Origin of the sequence: Streptomyces sp. NBC_00390, from assembly GCF_036057275.1 — a bacterium.
GTDB lineage: Bacteria > Actinomycetota > Actinomycetes > Streptomycetales > Streptomycetaceae > Streptomyces.
This window is the reverse complement of the sequence record NZ_CP107945.1, coordinates 6,819,590-6,836,284: the sequence shown is the minus strand read 5'-3', so window position 1 is coordinate 6,836,284 and position 16,695 is coordinate 6,819,590. Positions and strand designations below refer to the sequence as shown.

Here is a 16,695-nt window from a genome sequence, read left to right as displayed (position 1 = left end):
GTGCTTGTCAGCGGCCCGTTTGACACGACGTAGGGGGCAGCGCCGCTCCACTGCTCAGTGAAGAGACCGCCGCCGGTGAGAATCTTCCCCGGGGGACAGGATGCGTCCTCCCCACAGAGCTGCTGCGGTTCGCACGAGAAGGGCACAGAAACAATCTCGAGCCCTGTCAGACCAGGAGCACCGGTGGCACCCGTGGCGCCCGTCGGCCCTGCGGGACCGGTCGGACCCGTCGGACCGGTCGGACCCGGGTCACCCGGGTCGCCCTGCGTGCCCGTCGGACCCGTCGGACCCGTGGGTCCCGACGGTCCCGTGGGCCCTGTTGCGCCGGTTGCGCCCTTCGGGCCTTTCTTGCAGTTGTCCTTGTCGCCGCGGCCCGGCCCGTCCTTGCACTTGTCGCCCGGGCCGCTCGTCGCGCTCACGCGTTCGTTCACGCTGGGAGCGGCGGCCGCGACCGGACTGACCACCCCGGCCGCCAGGACCATCGCCAGTGAGGCGATCGTGCCGCTGGCCCTCCACTTGGCTCGACGGGGCAGAGGTCCCAGTCGGGAACCTGTCCTGTTGTCAGGACTCATGTACGCGCTCCTCGTTCGATCGGTTGGGGACTCCTTGTCCGAACCCAAGGGCGAGCCTGTCCCGTGGGCAGCCGATCGATCGTCACACCTGATCGACACGCAGCGATTATCAGCAAATCGGAGTAATTCATACAGGGCTTCGACAAGCGCCTGACACGCCTCTACCTACAGATGCCCGGCATGAGTGGCACGGCGGGTGCTGCTGATTCCCCGCTTCACCTTTTCCAGGACTACCGCCAGCCTCGGCGCTGCCTTCTCGTACTTGCCCGGGATCGACGCCATGCGTCCCAATGAACAGTGCGAGACCAACAGTGTCGAGGTCGGCTGTGCGGGTTTGGCCGGTGTCCTGTCCGGGATGGGGTCGTGCATGATCAGGGGGCCGTACGCTTGCCGGCTACTCGGGCAGGCTTGTCCCCTGCCCGTAATACGTCCGAGTGGCCCCCTGCTCTTGCTCGACGCGGGACCCGAATCGGGGAGGTGGGTAAAGCGAGCCGATCGTCCCCACCCCCGGCCTGGTTCTTTTCGCCCCCTCGTGGGCGCGGGCGGGCGACGACGTGCGGCCCCGGTGGCGTAGACATTGAGGGGCAAGCGCGGCGGCGTCCGGCCGGCGGCGCCGCGCTGTGCGCGGCACCTCTGACCTCGCGTCAGACTGCTACCGCAGTTCAGGAGGCCGGGAACGCAGACGCTCGATGCGTCAACTGTGGTGTTCTCCCGAGCGTCCGCCTCTTCCCCCGGGGCGTGGTGCGCTGCTGTCTTTGAACCTTCTGGGGGCCACTCGTCGCATGGGCGGCTGAGGATGGAGCCGGGCCGTTGTGGCTGGGCTGCGTGGCAACGGCTGGGCTGGCACTGATCCGGCTTAACCGCCCGAACCCCGGTCGGGCAGCGAGCGCAGCGAGCACTTGATGATGTAGGGAAAGTCTGTCCGCGCCACTCAACGGGCGCTCGTGGAGATCATGTACCGAAGGTCAGTAGCGGGACGTTGTAGAGGTCCGGATTCTGTGGACGGGTCATGACCGGTGAGATCACCTCGACCACGAGCATCTCGACGAGGAACTGAACCTGGGCGCTGAGCAAGTGACTTGTATGCCCGTTGGCTGAGCGCGCCTTCTCTCCGAGTGACGTATGGATGTGCGGCGACACCGTATCCGTCTCGGCGTCGTAGGCGAGAGTTCCGCATCCCATCGCCTCGACTCCGGTCAGGTGCACCTTGCTCCATACCGGAGCCTCTGGATCTTCCAGCTTCTCGCACGCACCGACGATCTCGGCCTCGGCGAAGCCTGCGATGAACATGGGGATGTATCCGTGCCGTACGCCGTTGCTGCGGCAGAACTCGGCGAGTGTGGGAAAGAAGTCGTCGCCGTGGTCGAATGCCACTCCGAAGGTTCGGCCGGTGGTCAACTCGTAGCTGCGCAAGACGGTCCTCTCAGGATGGGCCTGGGTCAGTGGATGTGGCTGAGGTGCTCTGCGATCTCGCTGGTATCGGCACCACGCATCAAAAGGAGTTGGAGCAGAATCCGAGCTTTGACGGGCCCGAGAGAGTTGGCCGCGATGAGCCCACGGGACAGCAGATCGGCTTCCGAACCTGGGAATCCGTAGGTATCGGAGAGGACAGGTCCAGCCCCGGTGCGCGTCGCCAGAATGACCGGCATCTCCTTGGCAAGGTCTGCCAGGGCATCAACGCAGCTCATCGGAACGTGACCGGCGCCAAACGCGGCAACAACCAAGCCGTTGACCTGCGCTCCGATCGCTCGCAGAACGACTCCATCATCTCCGAGTCCGACGAGCGCCACTGCGGTCCTGACGTCGTTGCTGAGCGGATTGAGCGGGATCCTGGGCTCGTCGGCCGGCCGGCTCCAGATCCGGACTCGATCCTCCGCGACGTATCCAACCGGTCCGGGGTAGGACGTGAACGCGGTAGGACTGGTGGCGTGACTCTTGCGTACCCATCGGGCTGCGTGAATCTCCTCGCCGAACACAACCACGGTCCCAAGCCCTCTGGCCTCGGCGCTGGCTGCGACACGGACGGCTGCGAGCACGTTGGCCGGCCCGTCGGCACCCGCCATGCTCGCGTTGCGCATCGCTCCTGTGACCACGATCGGCATCTCGGCTGAGTACACGAGGTCGATCAGGTACGAGGTCTCTTCGATGGTGTCCGTGCCCTGTGTGATCACCACGCCGTCCACATCGAGCGTTTCGATCTCCTTGACGAGATCGAGCAGGTCACTGAACGCCAGCGAAGCCCCCGGAAGTTGCCGGAAGTCGTGGACCTGGATCTGGATACCCGTCTTGGCAAGGCCTGGTACGGCCGCCACGAGATCAGTTGCTGAGAGCGTCGGGGTCGCACCGCCCGCATCCTGCGAGGTCATCGCGATGGTGCCGCCGAGTGAGAACACTGCGACGTGTCGATGCCTGTCCGTCATCTGAGCCTTCCCTATGTGCTGTGTGGCTTGCTGGCTAACCATCGGTCGGTAGGGCGCCGACGTATGAGCATGCTGCGTCGAGGCCGACTGCTGACACGAGACGGCTCCGGGACTGGATCAGACCCGATGTTCCGTACTTGCCCAACTGGCCACATCGATGGATCAGCCACGTCCAAGGAAGATCGAGGTAGTGCGCCAGGGCGCGCAGACGCTGCCCTGCCGTTGGCGCCTCGATGATCGAATCTGCGGCAACGTCGCCTGCGGCGTTGGTGAACGCACGGACGATCGAGGACCGTCCGGTCACGTCGACATGCCACATTCCATCACCCCGAACCCAGTTGGCGATGATCGCTTCCTTGTTGGGCGCAACAACGAACCCTTCGACGGCTTCGTACGACGCGTCGGTGGTGACCTGCGCATGGATGCCGAGAGATTCCATGAGTGCCACCGCAAGGAAGAGCAGGATCCGCTCATGTCGGGGCGAGGCTTGAACGACGGCTTCGGGGACGCAGAACGCCCGCGTGCTCGGCCCTCCAAGGGTCTTGGTGCAGCAGCGTTTCGTGCCGATGACCGGCAGAGACATCAAGAGCACGGAGGAGCAGGAGAGCGACGGCTCCGACTCTCCGGCGAGTATCTCGCCCTCGATCTCCTCCGTGGACAGCCGTGCCAGCCCTGCCCAGTTCTGCCCCTGTAAGTTGCCCCAGTGTGCTCGCTGTACCAGGTCATCGGTCCGGGGATTCGCACCGAACGGTGAGCGTGTCGACGGGCTGATCGTTTACGACATCGACCGCCTGACGCGAGACCCCCGGCACCTGGAAGACGCGATTGAGACGGTCGAACATCACCACCGGCCCATGCGAAGGAAGTTACATCCGATGGTGTGCTGCTCGCAGCGCCGCGCTGAGCACCTGCGGGGCAGTCACCAACGAGGGGCCGTACCAGGTCAGATGCCTGCCGTCGAGGAAGGAGGCGGGCAGGCCGGGGAACGCCTCGGGACCGTCGTCAGGGCCGAAGGCGTAGGGCTCGTCGGGCAGGACGACCAGATCGGCGCCGCTCGCCCGCAACTCCTCCAGCGGGATGCGGGGGTAGCGCTCCTCGTGGTCCGCGTACACATTGGCGACGCCGAGCCGGGCCAGCAGATCGCCGGCGAAGGTGTCGCGGCCGAGCACCATCCACGGCCGCCGCCAGACGGGCACCACGGCACGCAGCCCGGTCAGCGGCTCGACCCGCGACCAGGCCCGCTGTGCCTCGTCCAGCCAGCGTGGCCGTGGCAGCGCGCATCCGGTCACCAGCACCCGCTCCAGTTCGGTGAACGCCTGGTCCAGGTCACGCACCTCGGTGAGCACCACCTCGACGCCCGCGTCCCGCAGGGCGGTCAGGTCGGGTGCGCGGTTCTCCTCCTCGTTCGCGATCACCAGGTCGGGCCGCAGCCCGACGACGGCCGACACGTCCGGGTTCTTGGTGCCGCCGATCCGTACGACATCCAGGTCGGCCGGGTGACTGCACCAGTCGGTGGCACCGACCAGCAGCCCGGGGGCGCTGACGGCGACGGCCTCGGTCAGCGAGGGCACCAGCGACACAACACGCACCGGGGAGCCCCTCAGCCGCGCGGGTCGCCGGAGGCATCGACGTGTTCGGCCACCGCGACGACGAGGATGCGGGTGTCCGGTGCGGTGGCGCGCCACCGGTGCCGTACCCCGCCGGACAGGAACAGCGAGTCGCCGCGCCCCAGCCGGTAGGCCCGGCCCTCGGCCTCCACCTCCACGGCGCCGTCGGCGACGTAGAGCAGCTCGTCGTTGCGGTGCTTGTACTCGCGCCCGGTGTCCTGCTCGCCGCTGAATTCGAGGGCGTGCAGCTGATGCTGTCCGCGCACCAGGCTGCGGATCCGGGAGCCGGGGCCGGGCTGCGGACGGGCGTCGTCGCCGGCCCGTACGAGATCGACGGTGCGCGCCGCGTCGGATGCGGCCAGCAGCAGGCCGGCCGTGGTGTCCAGGGCGTCGGCGACCCGCTGCAGCGAGCGCATGCTGGGCCGGGCCCGCTCGTTCTCGACCTGGCTGAGGAACGGCACGGACACTCCGCTGCGCGCCGAGACGGCGGCAAGCGTGAGGCCGAGGGCGCGCCGGCGTCTGCGCACGGCCGCGCCCACGCGGAGAGGCTCTTTCCTCTCCTTCGCGTCCTTCGCGTCCTTCGCGTCCATGGGCCGGGCTCCCCTCCCCTGGGTCCTGTCTCACCTTACGCAGCATCCGGCCGCGGGGACTCACCGAGCGCAGGAGTACACGGGTGGCACGCCCGCAGCATGGGGCCTCGGGCACCGCAACGGAAAGGGGTGGGTCCCGCCGTGTGGCGGGACCCACCCCTTTCGGCCGTCCGGGAGGACGGTCACGGGCTGTCAGTGCGGAGCGAGCCGGTCCGCGAGACCCGGGTTCTCCTTCAGCCAGGCCCGGACGGCGTCCTGCTCCTTGCCCTTGCCGGTCTTCTGGATCTGCGCCTCGAGGCCGGTGAGCTGCTTCTCGGTCAGCTTGAAGTTCTTCAGCCAGGTGCCGACCTCGGGGTTGTCGGCGGCGAAGCCCTTGCGCGCCAGCGTGTGCACCCCGTCGCCCTTGCCCCAGGTGCCCTTCGGATCCTTGAGCTTCTTCAGGTCGTAGGTGCTGTAGGCCCAGTGCGGCGACCACAGGGTGGTGACGATGGGCTCCTTCTTGTCGTACGCGCGCTTCAGTTCGGCGAGCATCCCGGGCGTGGAACCGTCGACGATCTTGTACTCGCCCTCGAGGCCGTACTCCTTCAGCACCTTGTCCTTGAGGATGCCCATCATTCCGGCGCTCGGCTCGATGCCGACGATCCGGCCCTTGAACCGGCTCGAGCTGCCCTTGAGGTCCTCGAGCGAGTCGACGCCCTTCATGTAGGCGGGCACGGACAGCTCCAGCGAAGTGGGGCCGTACCAGGCGCCCAGGTCCTCCAGCTTGTTCCCGTACTTCTTCCAGTACTGGGCGTGGGTGACCGGGAGCCAGGCGTCGGTCTGGAAGTCGATCTGGCCGCCGGCGAGGCCGGTGTAGAGCGCTCCGGCCTCCAGCTGCCGGGCCTCGACCTCGAAGCCGCGCTTCTCCAGCAGTTCCTTCCACAGGAAGGTGGAGGCGATCCCCTCGTCCCACGGGATGTAGCCGAGCGAGATCTTCCTGCCCTTGCCGATGTCCGCGCCGCCGGACGCGGCGGTCTGCGGGGCGCCGCCGAACATGCCCATGCCTCCCGCGACCAGCGCGAGGACGACGATGCCGACGACCGCGACCGACGCCCGCGGACGGTATGTCCAGATCTTCGCGCCGCCGGTGGCGGCACGTGCCTTGGCCGACGCACGGCGGCCGAGCGGCGAGACCTGGCGGCCGAGGGCCCCGGTGATCCGGTCCAGGTACATGGCGAGGATGACGATGGAGATGCCCGCCTCGAAGCCGAGACCGATGTCGACGTTCCCGATGGCCCGGTAGACGGCGCCGCCGAGGCCGCCGCCGCCGACCATTCCGGCGATGACCACCATGGACAGCCCCAGCATGATCACCTGGTTGATGCCGGCCATGATCGTCGGCAGGGCGAGCGGGAGCTGGACGCGCAGCAGCGTGTTGCGCGGTGTGGTGCCGAAGGCCTCCGCGGCCTCGACGAGCTCCTCGTCGACCTGCCGGATGCCGAGCTCGGTCATCCGTACGCCGGGCGGCAGGGCGAAGACGATGGTGGCGATGATGCCGGGCACCACGCCGACGCCGAAGAAGATGATGCCGGGGATCAGGTAGACCATGGCCGGCATGGTCTGCATGAAGTCCAGGACCGGCCTGGTCACGGCGCTGACTGCCGCGGACCGGGATGCCCAGATGCCGAGCGGCACCGCGATCGCCAGAGTGACGAGCGTGGCGACGAGCACCAGCGAGAGGGTCGACATGGCGTCGTCCCACAGATCGACGGAGTCGATCAGCGCAAAGCCGGCGAAGGTGAGGCCGCCTGCGGGCAGCCCGCGCAGCCACCAGGCGACGACGGCGAGGATGCCGCCGAAAAGCAGCGGCTCGGGCGCCAGGAGCGCGGCCTCGATGCCGTCGTACATACCGGTGACGAGCGAACTGATCGCGTCGAAGAGCCAGGAAAGGTGGCTCTGGAGCCAGTCGACACCGCTGTCGACCCAGGCGCCGAGAGGAAGCCTAGGCACGGGCCACCTCCTTCGCCGCGGCACCGGCCCGGTCGGCGGCCTCGGTCTGCGCGGGGATGCCGTTCGTGCCGGCGGGGCTCATCGGCTCGCCGAGCACGGCCAGCAGCCGCCCCCTGGGCACGACACCGGTCAGCTCGCCCTCGTCGTCGACGACGGCGACGGCGTGTCCGCTGTCGGCGCAGGGCGTGAACAGCTCGATGACCGGAGTCCGCTCCGTGACGGTGGCGGGCGCCGCGGCAAGCACGTCCGCCGCGGAGCGCAGCACCTTGCCGCTGTCGGTCCTCGTGCCGTACACGGTCTCCGGATCGGCCATGATCGCGCCCGCGGTGAGCACGCGGGAACGGTCGACGTCCTGGGTGAACGAGGCGACGTAGTCGTTGGCCGGGGTGACGAGGATGTCCTCGGCCGTGCCGAGCTGCACGATCCGGCCGTCGCGCATGACGGCGATCGAGTCGCCCAGGCGCATGGCCTCGTTGAGGTCGTGGGTGATGAAGACGATGGTCTTCTTGAGCCGCTTCTGCAGGTGGAGCAGCTGATCCTGCATGTCGCGCCGGATCAGCGGGTCCAGGGCGCTGAAGGACTCGTCCATCAGGAGCAGATCGGCGTCCGTCGCGAGCGCCCGGGCGAGGCCCACGCGCTGCTGCATGCCGCCGGAGAGCTCGTCCGGCCAGGAGTTCTCCCAGCCGGCGAGGCCCACCAGCTCCAGTGCCTCGGCGGCGCGGCGCGCCCGCACTTCGCGCGGGACACCCTGGACCTCGAGGCCGTAGCCCGCGTTCTCCAGCACGCTGCGGTGCGGGAACAGCGCGAAGTGCTGGAAGACCATGCTGATCCGCTTCGAACGCACCTCGCGCAGGTCGCGAGCGCCCAGCGCGGTCAGATCGCGGCCGTCGTGGAGCACCCGTCCAGCGGTCGGCTCCAGCAGTCCGTTGAGCATGCGCAGCAGCGTGGACTTGCCGGACCCGGACAGACCCATGACGACGAAGATCTGGCCGGGCTCGACGGTGAAGGACGCATCGATCACCGCGGCGGTCGTGCCCTCGGCGCGCAGCTCGTCGCGGCCGGCGCCGCCCTCGAGCCTGGTCACCGCTTCGTCGGGTCGTCTGCCGAACACCTTGTACAGGTGCTCGGCCTGGAGCCTGGACACATACACCTCGCGCATAGAACGGAAAACAGCCCGCCACCCCCGCCCGGCGAGCTGTGGAGCGGGTCGGGATCCGCCCGTTTGCCCGATGCAATGGTTGAAATCGCTACGGGATCCGCTCCGGGCTCGCGCCTGCCCTCGGCCCCTGGGGGCAAACACGAAGGTGAGCCACCTCACGGGTGCGCCGCGACGGGCGGGCGCTCTGTGACTGTCAGTGGCGTGCGGCATCATCAGGGTTGTGACGCGACGCCTGATGCTCCTCGACACCGCTTCCCTGTACTTCCGGGCCTATTTCGGGGTCCCCGACTCGGTCCGGGCTCCGGACGGCAGCCCGGTGAACGCCGTGCGCGGGCTGATGGACTTCATCGCGCGACTGGTCCAGGACCACCGGCCGGACGATCTCGTCGCCTGCTGGGACAACGACTGGCGGCCCGAGTGGCGGGTCGAGCTGATTCCGTCCTACAAGGCGCACCGCGTCGCGGTGGAGACCGAGCAGGGCCCTGATGTGGAGGAGGTCCCCGACACGCTCTCGCCGCAGGTCCCGGCCATCGAGGAGGTGCTGGCGGCGGTCGGTATCGCCCGTATCGGCGCGGACGGTTACGAGGCGGACGACGTGATCGGCACCCTCACCGCACGCGCCGAGGGCCCGGTCGACATCGTCACCGGCGACCGTGACCTGTTCCAGCTGGTCGACGACGCCCGCGGGCGTCGGGTGCTGTATCCGCTCAAGGGCGTCGGCACCCTCCAGACGACGGACGAGGCATGGCTGCGCGAGAAGTACGGCGTGGACGGGCCCGGATATGTCGATCTGGCGCTGCTGCGCGGCGACCCCAGCGACGGGCTGCCCGGCGTGCCCGGCATCGGCGAGAAGACCGCGGCCAAGCTGCTCGACGCGTACGGCGACCTGGCGGGGATCATGGCCGCCGTCGACGACCGGACCTCGAAGCTCACCCCGTCGCAGCGCAAGCGGCTGGACGAGGCCAGGGACTATGTGGCGGTCGCGCCCAAGGTGGTCCGGGTCGCCACGGACGTACCGCTGCCCGAATTCGACCCCTCGCTGCCCGCCGAGCCGCGCCACCCGGCTGAGCTGGACGCGCTGGCCGCGCGGTGGGGACTCGGCGGGGCCGTGGTGCGGCTGCGCTCCGCACTCCAGCGCTGAGAGGTGCTAGCTTAGGCAACCCTAAGCAGCGATATTCCGGGGAGAGCGCCGTGGCAGACCGACCGGCACGCAAAGCACCGAAGGCACACGAGGCCAAGGTGGTGCGCACCGAACGCATCACTCCGCACATGGTGCGTGTCGTCCTGGGCGGTGAGGGTCTGGCCGCGCTCGAGCTCGGCCAGTACACCGATCACTACATCAAGCTGCTGTTCGCGCCCGAGGGCGTGAGTTACCCGGAGCCGTTCGACATGGACCGCATCCGTGAGGAGCTCCCGCGTGAGCAGTGGCCCGCCACTCGCACCTACACGGTGAGGCAGTGGGACCGGGCCCACCTGGAGCTGACGGTCGATTTCGTGGTCCACGGCGACGAGGGCCTGGCCGGGCCGTGGGCGGCACGCGTGCAGGCCGGTGAGACGGTGCGCTTCCTGGGCCCCGGCGGGGCCTACGCCCCCTCCCCTGCGGCCCACTGGCATCTGCTGGCGGGCGACGAGAGCGCGCTGCCCGCGATCGCCGCGTCGCTCGAGCGGATGCCGGCAGGCGCGGTCGTGCACGCCTTCATCGAGGTCGCGGGCCCCGAGGAAGAGCAGAAGATCGTCTCTGGGGACGGGGTGGAGATCACCTGGCTGCACCGCGGCGACCGGGCGCCGGGCGAGGCGCTGGTGGCGGCGGTAGCGGCGCTGGAGTTCCCCGAGGGGGAGGTCTGCGCGTTCGTCCACGGCGAGGCGGCCTGTGTGAAGGAGCTGCGTCGTCAGCTGCGGGTGGAGCGGGGCATTCCGCGTGAGCAGTTGTCAATCTCCGGCTACTGGCGCCTGGGTCAGACGGACGAGGCCTGGCGTGCGGCCAAGCGCGAGTGGAACGACCAGGTGGAACGGGAGCAGGAGTCGGCGGCCTGACGACCACTCTCTTCCTTATCCCCCGGCCGGACTCGGCCGGGGGGCCTTTGCCGGTACCGGGATCCGGCCGCCTGCCCATCTGGAGCCGGTCCTGACGCTCCTGCCGTCACCGATCGGTCTGCTCGCCCTCCTGCCGCTGCGCGTTGCGGCGTCGGCGCGTTCGGCAAGGTTCGACGAAGGCAATTCCGACGGCAATTCCGACGGCGATACCGACGGCGATTCCGACAGCGACGGCAACGACGACGGCGACGACGGCGACGACGGCGACGACGGAGCGGGACAGGCACGAGACGGGGACCCACACGGGGTCGGTCCATGGCACGATGCGGCCACCCGGACCAATCCATCGGGCCTTCGGCTCCGAATGCGTCGTGACAGGTGTCCGGACGTGCCGTCCGACCCGTGGAGGAACACCGCGTGAAAGAAGCCGTACAGATAGGCGGCCCCGCCTCGGCCGGTCCCGATCTGCAAGAACTGCTCGCCCTGGTTGCCAGGGGCGACCAGGGCGCTTTCTCCCGGTTGTACGACGCGGTCTGCGGACCGGTCCTGGGCCTGATACGCGCCGTGCTGCGCGACCCCGCCCAGTCGGAAGAGGTGACACAGGAGGTGCTGATCGAGGTCTGGCGTACCGCCGTGCGCTACGAGCCGTCCCGCGGCTCGGCGATGACCTGGATCCTCACCCTCGCCCACCGCCGGGCCGTGGACCGGGTCAGGTCCGCCCGTGCCGCCACCGACCGCGAGCGGCGGGCCGCGCTGCTGGACCAGGGCCGCGCCTACGACGAGGTGACCGAGGAGGTGGAGGCCCGGCTGGAACGCGAACAGGTGCGGCGCTGTCTGCAGGGCCTGACCGAACTGCAGCGCCAGTCCGTGACGCTGGCCTACTACCGGGGACTGACCTACCGGGAGGTCGCCGAACTGCTCGCCGTGCCACTGGGCACGGTGAAGACACGACTGCGTGACGGGCTCATCCGGCTGCGCGACTGCCTGGGGGTGAGCGCATGAACTCCGCCGATCTGCACACATTGACCGGCGCCTATGTGCTGCACGCGCTGGCACCCGACGAAGAGGCCGAGTTCGAGCAGCATCTGCGGGCGTGTCCGCCGTGTTCGCTGGAAGTACGCGAACTGGCCGCCACCGCCGGCCGGCTGGGCTCGGCGGAGTACGTCACGCCACCCCCGGAGCTCAAGCACCAGGTGATGGCCCGCGTGGGCGCCGAACGGCAGGACCGCCCCCGGGTCACCCGGCAGGCGCACCGAGGCGTGGTGCGCCGCGGCCGCGCGGTGTCCCGTTTCGCGCTCGCCGCCTGCATGGCCGTGGCGGCGAGCCTCGGCGGGGCGGCCGTCTGGCAGCACGACCGGGCCGAGGACGCCCGCGCCCAGGCGCAGCGCGCGGAGCGCACGGCCACGGAACTCGCCGCCGTACTCGCCGCGCCGGACGCCAAGGTGAGCACGGGGCCGCTGACGGACGGGGCGACCGGCACGGTCGTCGTGTCGCGCAGCCGCAACCGCGCGGCGTTCTATGCGTCGGGGATGCCGAAGCCGCCGCAGGGCAAGGTGTACCAACTCTGGTTCGAGGACGGCGGCACGATGCGTTCGGCGGGGTTGATGGAGCTGACCGCCACGTCCGGCGCCGTGCTGATGGAAGGGCCGGTCAACTCCGCGTCCGGCATGGGCGTCACCGTCGAACCGGCGGGCGGCTCCCGCCGGCCGACCTCGTCTCCGCTCGCCCTGATGCGCCTGCCGTCCTGATCCGGCCCTGCGGCCCGGTCCACCGCCGATCCGGCCCGGTCCACGCATGCACGACCAGCCGGCGCGGCGCACCGCCGGCTGGTCGCCCCGCTGTTCGTACCGGCCCGCGGTGCCTGCCGCTCCGCTCATCGGCGGGCGCGGGCGAGCACCGGCCGTGCGGGCGGCCCCCTCCCGCCCGCACGGACGCCGGAGGGCTCGGGCCGTGCCGACCGGCCCCGCCCGGGACCTCTCAACCGCCCGTCCGTCAGCGCCGCTTCGGCGGACGCGGCAGGAAGCCGCTTGTGCGGGCCGCGTACTCCGCGAAGCCGGGGCGGTCGGCCATGTGCCGTTCCAGCAGCGCCTTTCCGCTGCCGCTGATCAGGAGGTAACTCATCACCAGGGGACTCACGACGACCACTGCGGCCGGCGCCGGCTCGTCGCAGACGACCAGGAAGAGTCCCCACCACACGCAGAAGTCCCCGACGTAGTTCGGGTGCCGGGTCCAGCCCCCACAGCCCCCGGTCCATGACGCGGCCCCGGTTCGCCGGATCGGCCTTGAACCGGGCCAGTTGCCCGTCCCCGACCGCCTCGAAGAGGAATCCGGTCAGCCACAGCGCGCAGCCGATCACGCCGACGGGCCCGGGGACGTACTGCGCGGCCTGCACCGGCAGCGAGATCAGCCATACCAGCGCGCCCTGGAGCAGATACATGATGCGCAGGGCGTACAGCGTGCGATGGCCGGGTGCCTTGGCGAGCAGTGCCTCGTACCTCGGGTCCTCGCCGTGCCCTCGTCCGCGCCGGGCGATGTGCGCGGCCAGCCGCAGTCCCCACACCGCCGTGAGCACGGTGACCAGAAGCCGCCGCCCGTCGTCCCCCTCCCCCGCCGACATCGCGTACCCGACACCGCGACGGCCGTGAAGGCGATCCCCCACGCCACATCCACCCCGCGGTGCACTCCGGTGCGCAGCGCGACGGCGAAGGCGAGAAGCATGACCGCGAGAGCGGCGGCCGCGGCGGGGCCGAGACCCTGTGCGAACGCCGCCCACGCATGGCCGTTCACCGCCGGCAGCCCTCCGCGTGGCCGTGGTTCGGCGTCGCGCACGTCCCCCGGTCGTCCCGGCCGGTGGTCCGCACGGCCGGGACCGGGCCGACGCCCGTGCGCCGCTCCTCGAACGCAGGCCGGCCGGCCACCGGACCCCACCGCCGCACCGGCGTGGTCACGCCGCCTCCCCCTTCGTCAGCAGCAGCTGCTGCACATCCAGGTAGCCGGACCTGAAGCCGGCTTCGGAGTAGGAGAGGTAGAAGGTCCACATACGGCGGAAGACCTCGTCGAAGCCCAGGGCTTCGACCTCCTCGGCGCGCTCGGTGAACCGTTCGCGCCACAGGCGCAGCGTCTCGGCGTAGTGCGGCCCGAAGCCGTCGCGAGCGGCCGTCGTGAGGCCGGTGCAGCCCGCGACGATCTGCTCGATGGCCTCGGAGGACGGCAGCTGTCCGCCGGGGAAGATGTACTTCTGCACCCAGGTGTAGGTGTCGAGGGAGGCGAGCATCCGGTCGTGCGGCATGGTGATCGCCTGGAGGGCGATCTGCCCGCCGGGTGCGAGCAGCCGGTCCAGCGTCTGGAAGTACTCGGGCCAGAACTCCGCTCCGACGGCCTCGATCATCTCCACGCTGACGATGGCGTCGTAGCGGCCGAGCACCTTGCGGTAGTCGCGCAGCAGTACGGTCACCCGGTCCTGGAGGCCGGCGGCCCGGATGCGCTGCTGCGCCAGCGTCTGCTGCTCGCGGGAGAGGGTGACGGTCAGGACGCGTGCGCCGCGCTGCGCGGCGCGGATCGCCAGCTCGCCCCAGCCGGTGCCGATCTCCAGCAGCTGGGTTCCCTGTCCGACCTGCGCCAGGTCGAGCAGCCGGTCGATCTTGCGGTGCTGGGCCGCGGGCAGCAGCTGCCGCTCGGCCGGGAAGCCCCGGAAGAGCGCGGAGGAGTACGTCAGGGTCTCGTCGAGAAACAGCGCGAACAGCTCGTTGGACAGGTCGTAGTGATGGCTGACGTTGGCCTGCGAGCCGCTTGTCGTGTTGCGGTGCCGCCCCGGCCTGCGCGGCGCCCAGGCGCCGCGCAGCCGCTGCAGCGGGCCGGGCACGAGAGTGGCGGCGTTCTCGGCGAACACGGACAGCAGTCCGACGAGGTCGGGGGCCTCCCATTCACCGGCCATGTAGGACTCGCCGAAGCCGAGCAGCCCGCGGGCACCGATCCGGCGGAAGAAGGCCGCTGGGTTCCGTACGTCCATCAGCGGTCCGCCCTGGCCGATCGTCTCGCGGCCGGCGAGGCGCACCCGCACCGGGAGCCCGCCGAGCGCGTGCCTGACAAGGCGTTCCGCGACGGCCGTGCGCAATTTGGAGGCCCTCGGCAGGCGGGCCGGCCCTGGCCGGCGCCGAGGGTCGACGGACGCGGTTCGCGAGGACGCCGGGGAGACGGACACGCTCACTTCACACCCTCCTGGGGCAGATGGTGGGGACGGGGTTGGACCGGGAGTCCGCGCAGGAACAGACGGATGCCGTGGAACCGGATGCCGACGGACACGGCGAGGGTCGACAGCGGGTGCGCCAGTGCGGCGCGGAGCAGGGCGCCGGCGGTGGCCGGGCGGCGCTCGCCGCGTACGGTCGCGGTGAACGGGCGGGCGCCGTCGCGCTCCAGATGGATCGTCAGCTCCAGCCGTTCGTCCGGCTCGGGCAGCCGCATCCGGTAGCCGCCGTCCACCGGGAAGAAGGGCGAGACGTAGAACTCCTTGTCCACGAAGGCCCGGTGGGCTGCGTCGGGGCGCAGCAGATAGCAGTGGCGCTCACCGTAGGTGTTGTGCACCTCGGCGACGACGCAGAGCGGACGGCCGTCGCGGCCGTGGCACCAGTAGAGGGTCAGCGGGTTGAAGACATGGCCGAGCACCCGCGCGTGGGCGAGCATGACGACCGCACCGCCGTCGAGGTCGGTCCCCCGCGCCGCGAGGAACGCCTCCAGCCCGGCACGGATGGTCGGCGCCGCCCCGCCGAAGTGGTCACGGGCGTCGAAGCGGGCGAGCGGGCGCAGCGCCCTGGGCAGCCGCGGTGGCACCTCGGGGTCGGTGAGCCACATGTAGGTGCGGTGGCGCAGCGCAAAGCGGCGCGGCGTGGTCCGCACGTGGGTGACCGTGCAGCGGTAGAGGGCCGGCGGAGCGCTCACCAGGGGACCCCCAGCGCAGCGGCGGCAGCGACGCCCGAGCGGCAGCCGTCCTCGTGGAAGCCCCAGCCGTGGTATGCCCCCGCATACGCGGTCACCGGTCCGCTCAGCTCGGGGAGCCGGCGCTGGGCGGCCACCGACTCGGGGGTGAAGACAGGGTGCTCGTACTCCATGGCGGCGATCACGCGGGCGGGCACGACGTCTTCGGAGCCGTTCAGCGTGACGACATAGGACTCTGGGGCGTCCAGCCGCATGAGGCGGTTCATGTCGTAGCTGACGCGCACCCGCCGGGCGTCCGCGTCGCAGGCCGGCATGGAGAAGTTCCAGCTGGCGCGGGCGGCGGCGGTGCGCGGCAGGACGGAGGCGTCGGTGTGCAGCACGGTGGTGTTGCGGGAGTACGGGAACGCTCCGAGGATCTCGCGCTCCTGGGTGCTCGGGTCGGCGAGCACCCGGAGCGCCTGGTCCGGATGGGTGGCGATGACGACGGAGTCGTAGCTCTCGACGCTGCCGTCGTCGGCGGTGATCCCGACGCCGTCGGCGTGGCGGCGCACGGCGCGTACGGGGGTGGCGGTGTGTACGGCGGTGAGCTGCTTGCCGATGCGGTCGACGTACGCGCGTGAGCCGCCGGTGACGGTACGCCAGACCGGCGAGCCGGTGATCGTGAGCATGCCGTGGTGGTCGAGGAAGCGGAAGAGATGGCGGGCCGGGTGGCGCAGGGCGGTGGCCGCGTCGCAGGACCAGACGCAGGAGACGAGCGGCGTCATGAAATGGGCGGTGAAGTAGGCGGAGAAACGGGCGTCGGACAGGAATCGGCCGAGGATGGGACCCTCTTCGTCCTTCCGGCTGCCGTTCGCCTGCCGGGCGAGCAGACGGCGCGCGAGCCGGTGGAAGCGGGGCACTTCGGCGAGCAGGCGCAGATAGCGTCCGCGCAGCGCGTTCGCGGGCCGGGCTAACAGGCCGCCCGGTCCGCGGGCTCCGGCGTACTCGAGTCCGCAGCCCTCGCACCGCACCGACATGCTCATCTCCGACTCCTGGGTGGCCACGCCGAGTTCCCGGAAGAGCCGCAGCAGCTGCGGGTAGGTGCGCTCGTTGTGGACGATGAAGCCGGAGTCGACGCGCTGCAGCCGGCCGTCGGAGGCGGCGATGTCATGGGTGTGCGCATGCCCGCCGAGCCGGGGCTGTGCCTCGTAGAGCGTGACCTCGTGGCGACGCTGCAGAACGTATGCCGCGGTGAGGCCCGAAACTCCGCTGCCCACCACGGCCGTACGCCGCCGTTGCCCTGTCATTCCCGCTCCTTCCCGGCCGGCCTGGAGCCGTCCCGCAACCGTCATTCGGCGCACGGGGCCGGTCGGATTGGTCGGCGTCAGATCTTTCTTCGCCGAAGGTTCGGGG

The 16,695-nt window shown here is 70.3% G+C and carries 15 protein-coding genes and 1 pseudogene; 4 read left to right on the top strand and 12 right to left on the bottom strand.

What is annotated here, in order from left to right; all coding sequences use genetic code 11:
* Window positions 1-1,523 precede the first annotated feature (1,523 nt).
* From OHS70_RS30285 to OHS70_RS30255, 7 genes are all read right to left on the bottom strand, one after another.
* The gene (locus OHS70_RS30285) at window positions 1,524-1,985 is read right to left on the bottom strand and encodes a PPC domain-containing DNA-binding protein (RefSeq protein ID WP_328402586.1); all 462 of its coding nucleotides are present in this window, start codon (window positions 1,983-1,985) and stop codon (window positions 1,524-1,526) included.
* A 26-nt stretch (window positions 1,986-2,011) separates the two neighbouring features.
* The gene (locus tag OHS70_RS30280) at window positions 2,012-2,992 is read right to left on the bottom strand and encodes an asparaginase (protein WP_328402584.1); all 981 of its coding nucleotides are present in this window, start codon (window positions 2,990-2,992) and stop codon (window positions 2,012-2,014) included.
* 34 nt (window positions 2,993-3,026) lie between these two features.
* A complete protein-coding gene (locus OHS70_RS30275; protein WP_328402582.1) occupies window positions 3,027-3,575 on the bottom strand; it encodes a hypothetical protein in 549 nt (182 codons plus the stop codon).
* Between the two features lie 283 nt (window positions 3,576-3,858).
* Entirely contained in the window at window positions 3,859-4,581 is a 723-nt protein-coding gene (locus OHS70_RS30270; RefSeq protein WP_328402580.1) for a helical backbone metal receptor, read from the bottom strand.
* 11 nt (window positions 4,582-4,592) lie between these two features.
* Entirely contained in the window at window positions 4,593-5,189 is a 597-nt protein-coding gene (locus tag OHS70_RS30265) for a helix-turn-helix domain-containing protein (protein ID WP_328402578.1), read from the bottom strand.
* Between the two features lie 192 nt (window positions 5,190-5,381).
* Window positions 5,382-7,178 carry an ABC transporter permease/substrate binding protein gene (locus tag OHS70_RS30260; protein WP_328402576.1) on the bottom strand — a complete coding sequence of 599 codons (1,797 nt, stop codon included), beginning with the start codon at window positions 7,176-7,178 and terminating at the stop codon, window positions 5,382-5,384.
* A complete protein-coding gene (locus OHS70_RS30255; RefSeq protein WP_328402574.1) occupies window positions 7,171-8,337 on the bottom strand; it encodes a quaternary amine ABC transporter ATP-binding protein in 1,167 nt (388 codons plus the stop codon). Before OHS70_RS30255 ends, OHS70_RS30260 begins: the two co-directional genes overlap by 8 nt.
* A 235-nt stretch (window positions 8,338-8,572) precedes the next feature.
* Here OHS70_RS30255 and OHS70_RS30250 point away from each other — a divergent pair, with 235 nt between their 5' ends.
* Both OHS70_RS30250 and OHS70_RS30245 read left to right on the top strand, forming a co-directional pair.
* Window positions 8,573-9,478: a 5'-3' exonuclease gene (locus tag OHS70_RS30250; RefSeq protein ID WP_328406024.1), complete on the top strand. Its 906-nt coding sequence runs from the start codon at window positions 8,573-8,575 to the stop codon at window positions 9,476-9,478.
* Between the two features lie 50 nt (window positions 9,479-9,528).
* Window positions 9,529-10,371 (top strand): siderophore-interacting protein, encoded by an 843-nt coding sequence (locus tag OHS70_RS30245; protein WP_328402572.1) that lies wholly within the window; start codon window positions 9,529-9,531, stop codon window positions 10,369-10,371.
* Between the two features lie 106 nt (window positions 10,372-10,477).
* On the opposite strand, the gene OHS70_RS30240 is transcribed toward OHS70_RS30245, so the two are convergent.
* Window positions 10,478-10,693 (bottom strand): hypothetical protein, encoded by a 216-nt coding sequence (locus OHS70_RS30240; RefSeq protein WP_328402570.1) that lies wholly within the window; start codon window positions 10,691-10,693, stop codon window positions 10,478-10,480.
* Between the two features lie 95 nt (window positions 10,694-10,788).
* Between OHS70_RS30240 and OHS70_RS30235 the strand changes: the two genes are divergently transcribed.
* Together OHS70_RS30235 and OHS70_RS30230 are read left to right on the top strand one after the other, a co-directional pair.
* Complete coding sequence (locus OHS70_RS30235) at window positions 10,789-11,373, top strand: sigma-70 family RNA polymerase sigma factor (RefSeq protein ID WP_328402568.1); 585 nt, start codon at window positions 10,789-10,791, stop codon at window positions 11,371-11,373.
* Window positions 11,370-12,119, top strand: coding sequence for an anti-sigma factor (locus OHS70_RS30230; RefSeq protein ID WP_328402566.1), 750 nt, complete (start codon window positions 11,370-11,372; stop codon window positions 12,117-12,119). Before OHS70_RS30235 ends, OHS70_RS30230 begins: the two co-directional genes overlap by 4 nt.
* Window positions 12,120-12,363: 244 nt before the next feature.
* On the opposite strand, the pseudogene OHS70_RS30225 reads toward OHS70_RS30230, so the two are convergent.
* The 4 genes and pseudogenes from OHS70_RS30225 to OHS70_RS30210 form a co-directional block, all read right to left on the bottom strand.
* Window positions 12,364-13,158: pseudogene (locus tag OHS70_RS30225) on the bottom strand (DUF1295 domain-containing protein).
* 157 nt (window positions 13,159-13,315) lie between these two features.
* Window positions 13,316-14,578 (bottom strand): cyclopropane-fatty-acyl-phospholipid synthase family protein, encoded by a 1,263-nt coding sequence (locus tag OHS70_RS30220; protein WP_328402564.1) that lies wholly within the window; start codon window positions 14,576-14,578, stop codon window positions 13,316-13,318.
* Window positions 14,575-15,306, bottom strand: a complete 732-nt coding sequence (locus tag OHS70_RS30215; protein ID WP_328402562.1) for a DUF1365 domain-containing protein — start codon at window positions 15,304-15,306, stop codon at window positions 14,575-14,577. Before OHS70_RS30215 ends, OHS70_RS30220 begins: the two co-directional genes overlap by 4 nt.
* Window positions 15,303-16,589 (bottom strand): NAD(P)/FAD-dependent oxidoreductase, encoded by a 1,287-nt coding sequence (locus tag OHS70_RS30210; RefSeq protein WP_328402560.1) that lies wholly within the window; start codon window positions 16,587-16,589, stop codon window positions 15,303-15,305. Before OHS70_RS30210 ends, OHS70_RS30215 begins: the two co-directional genes overlap by 4 nt.
* Window positions 16,590-16,695 lie beyond the last annotated feature (106 nt).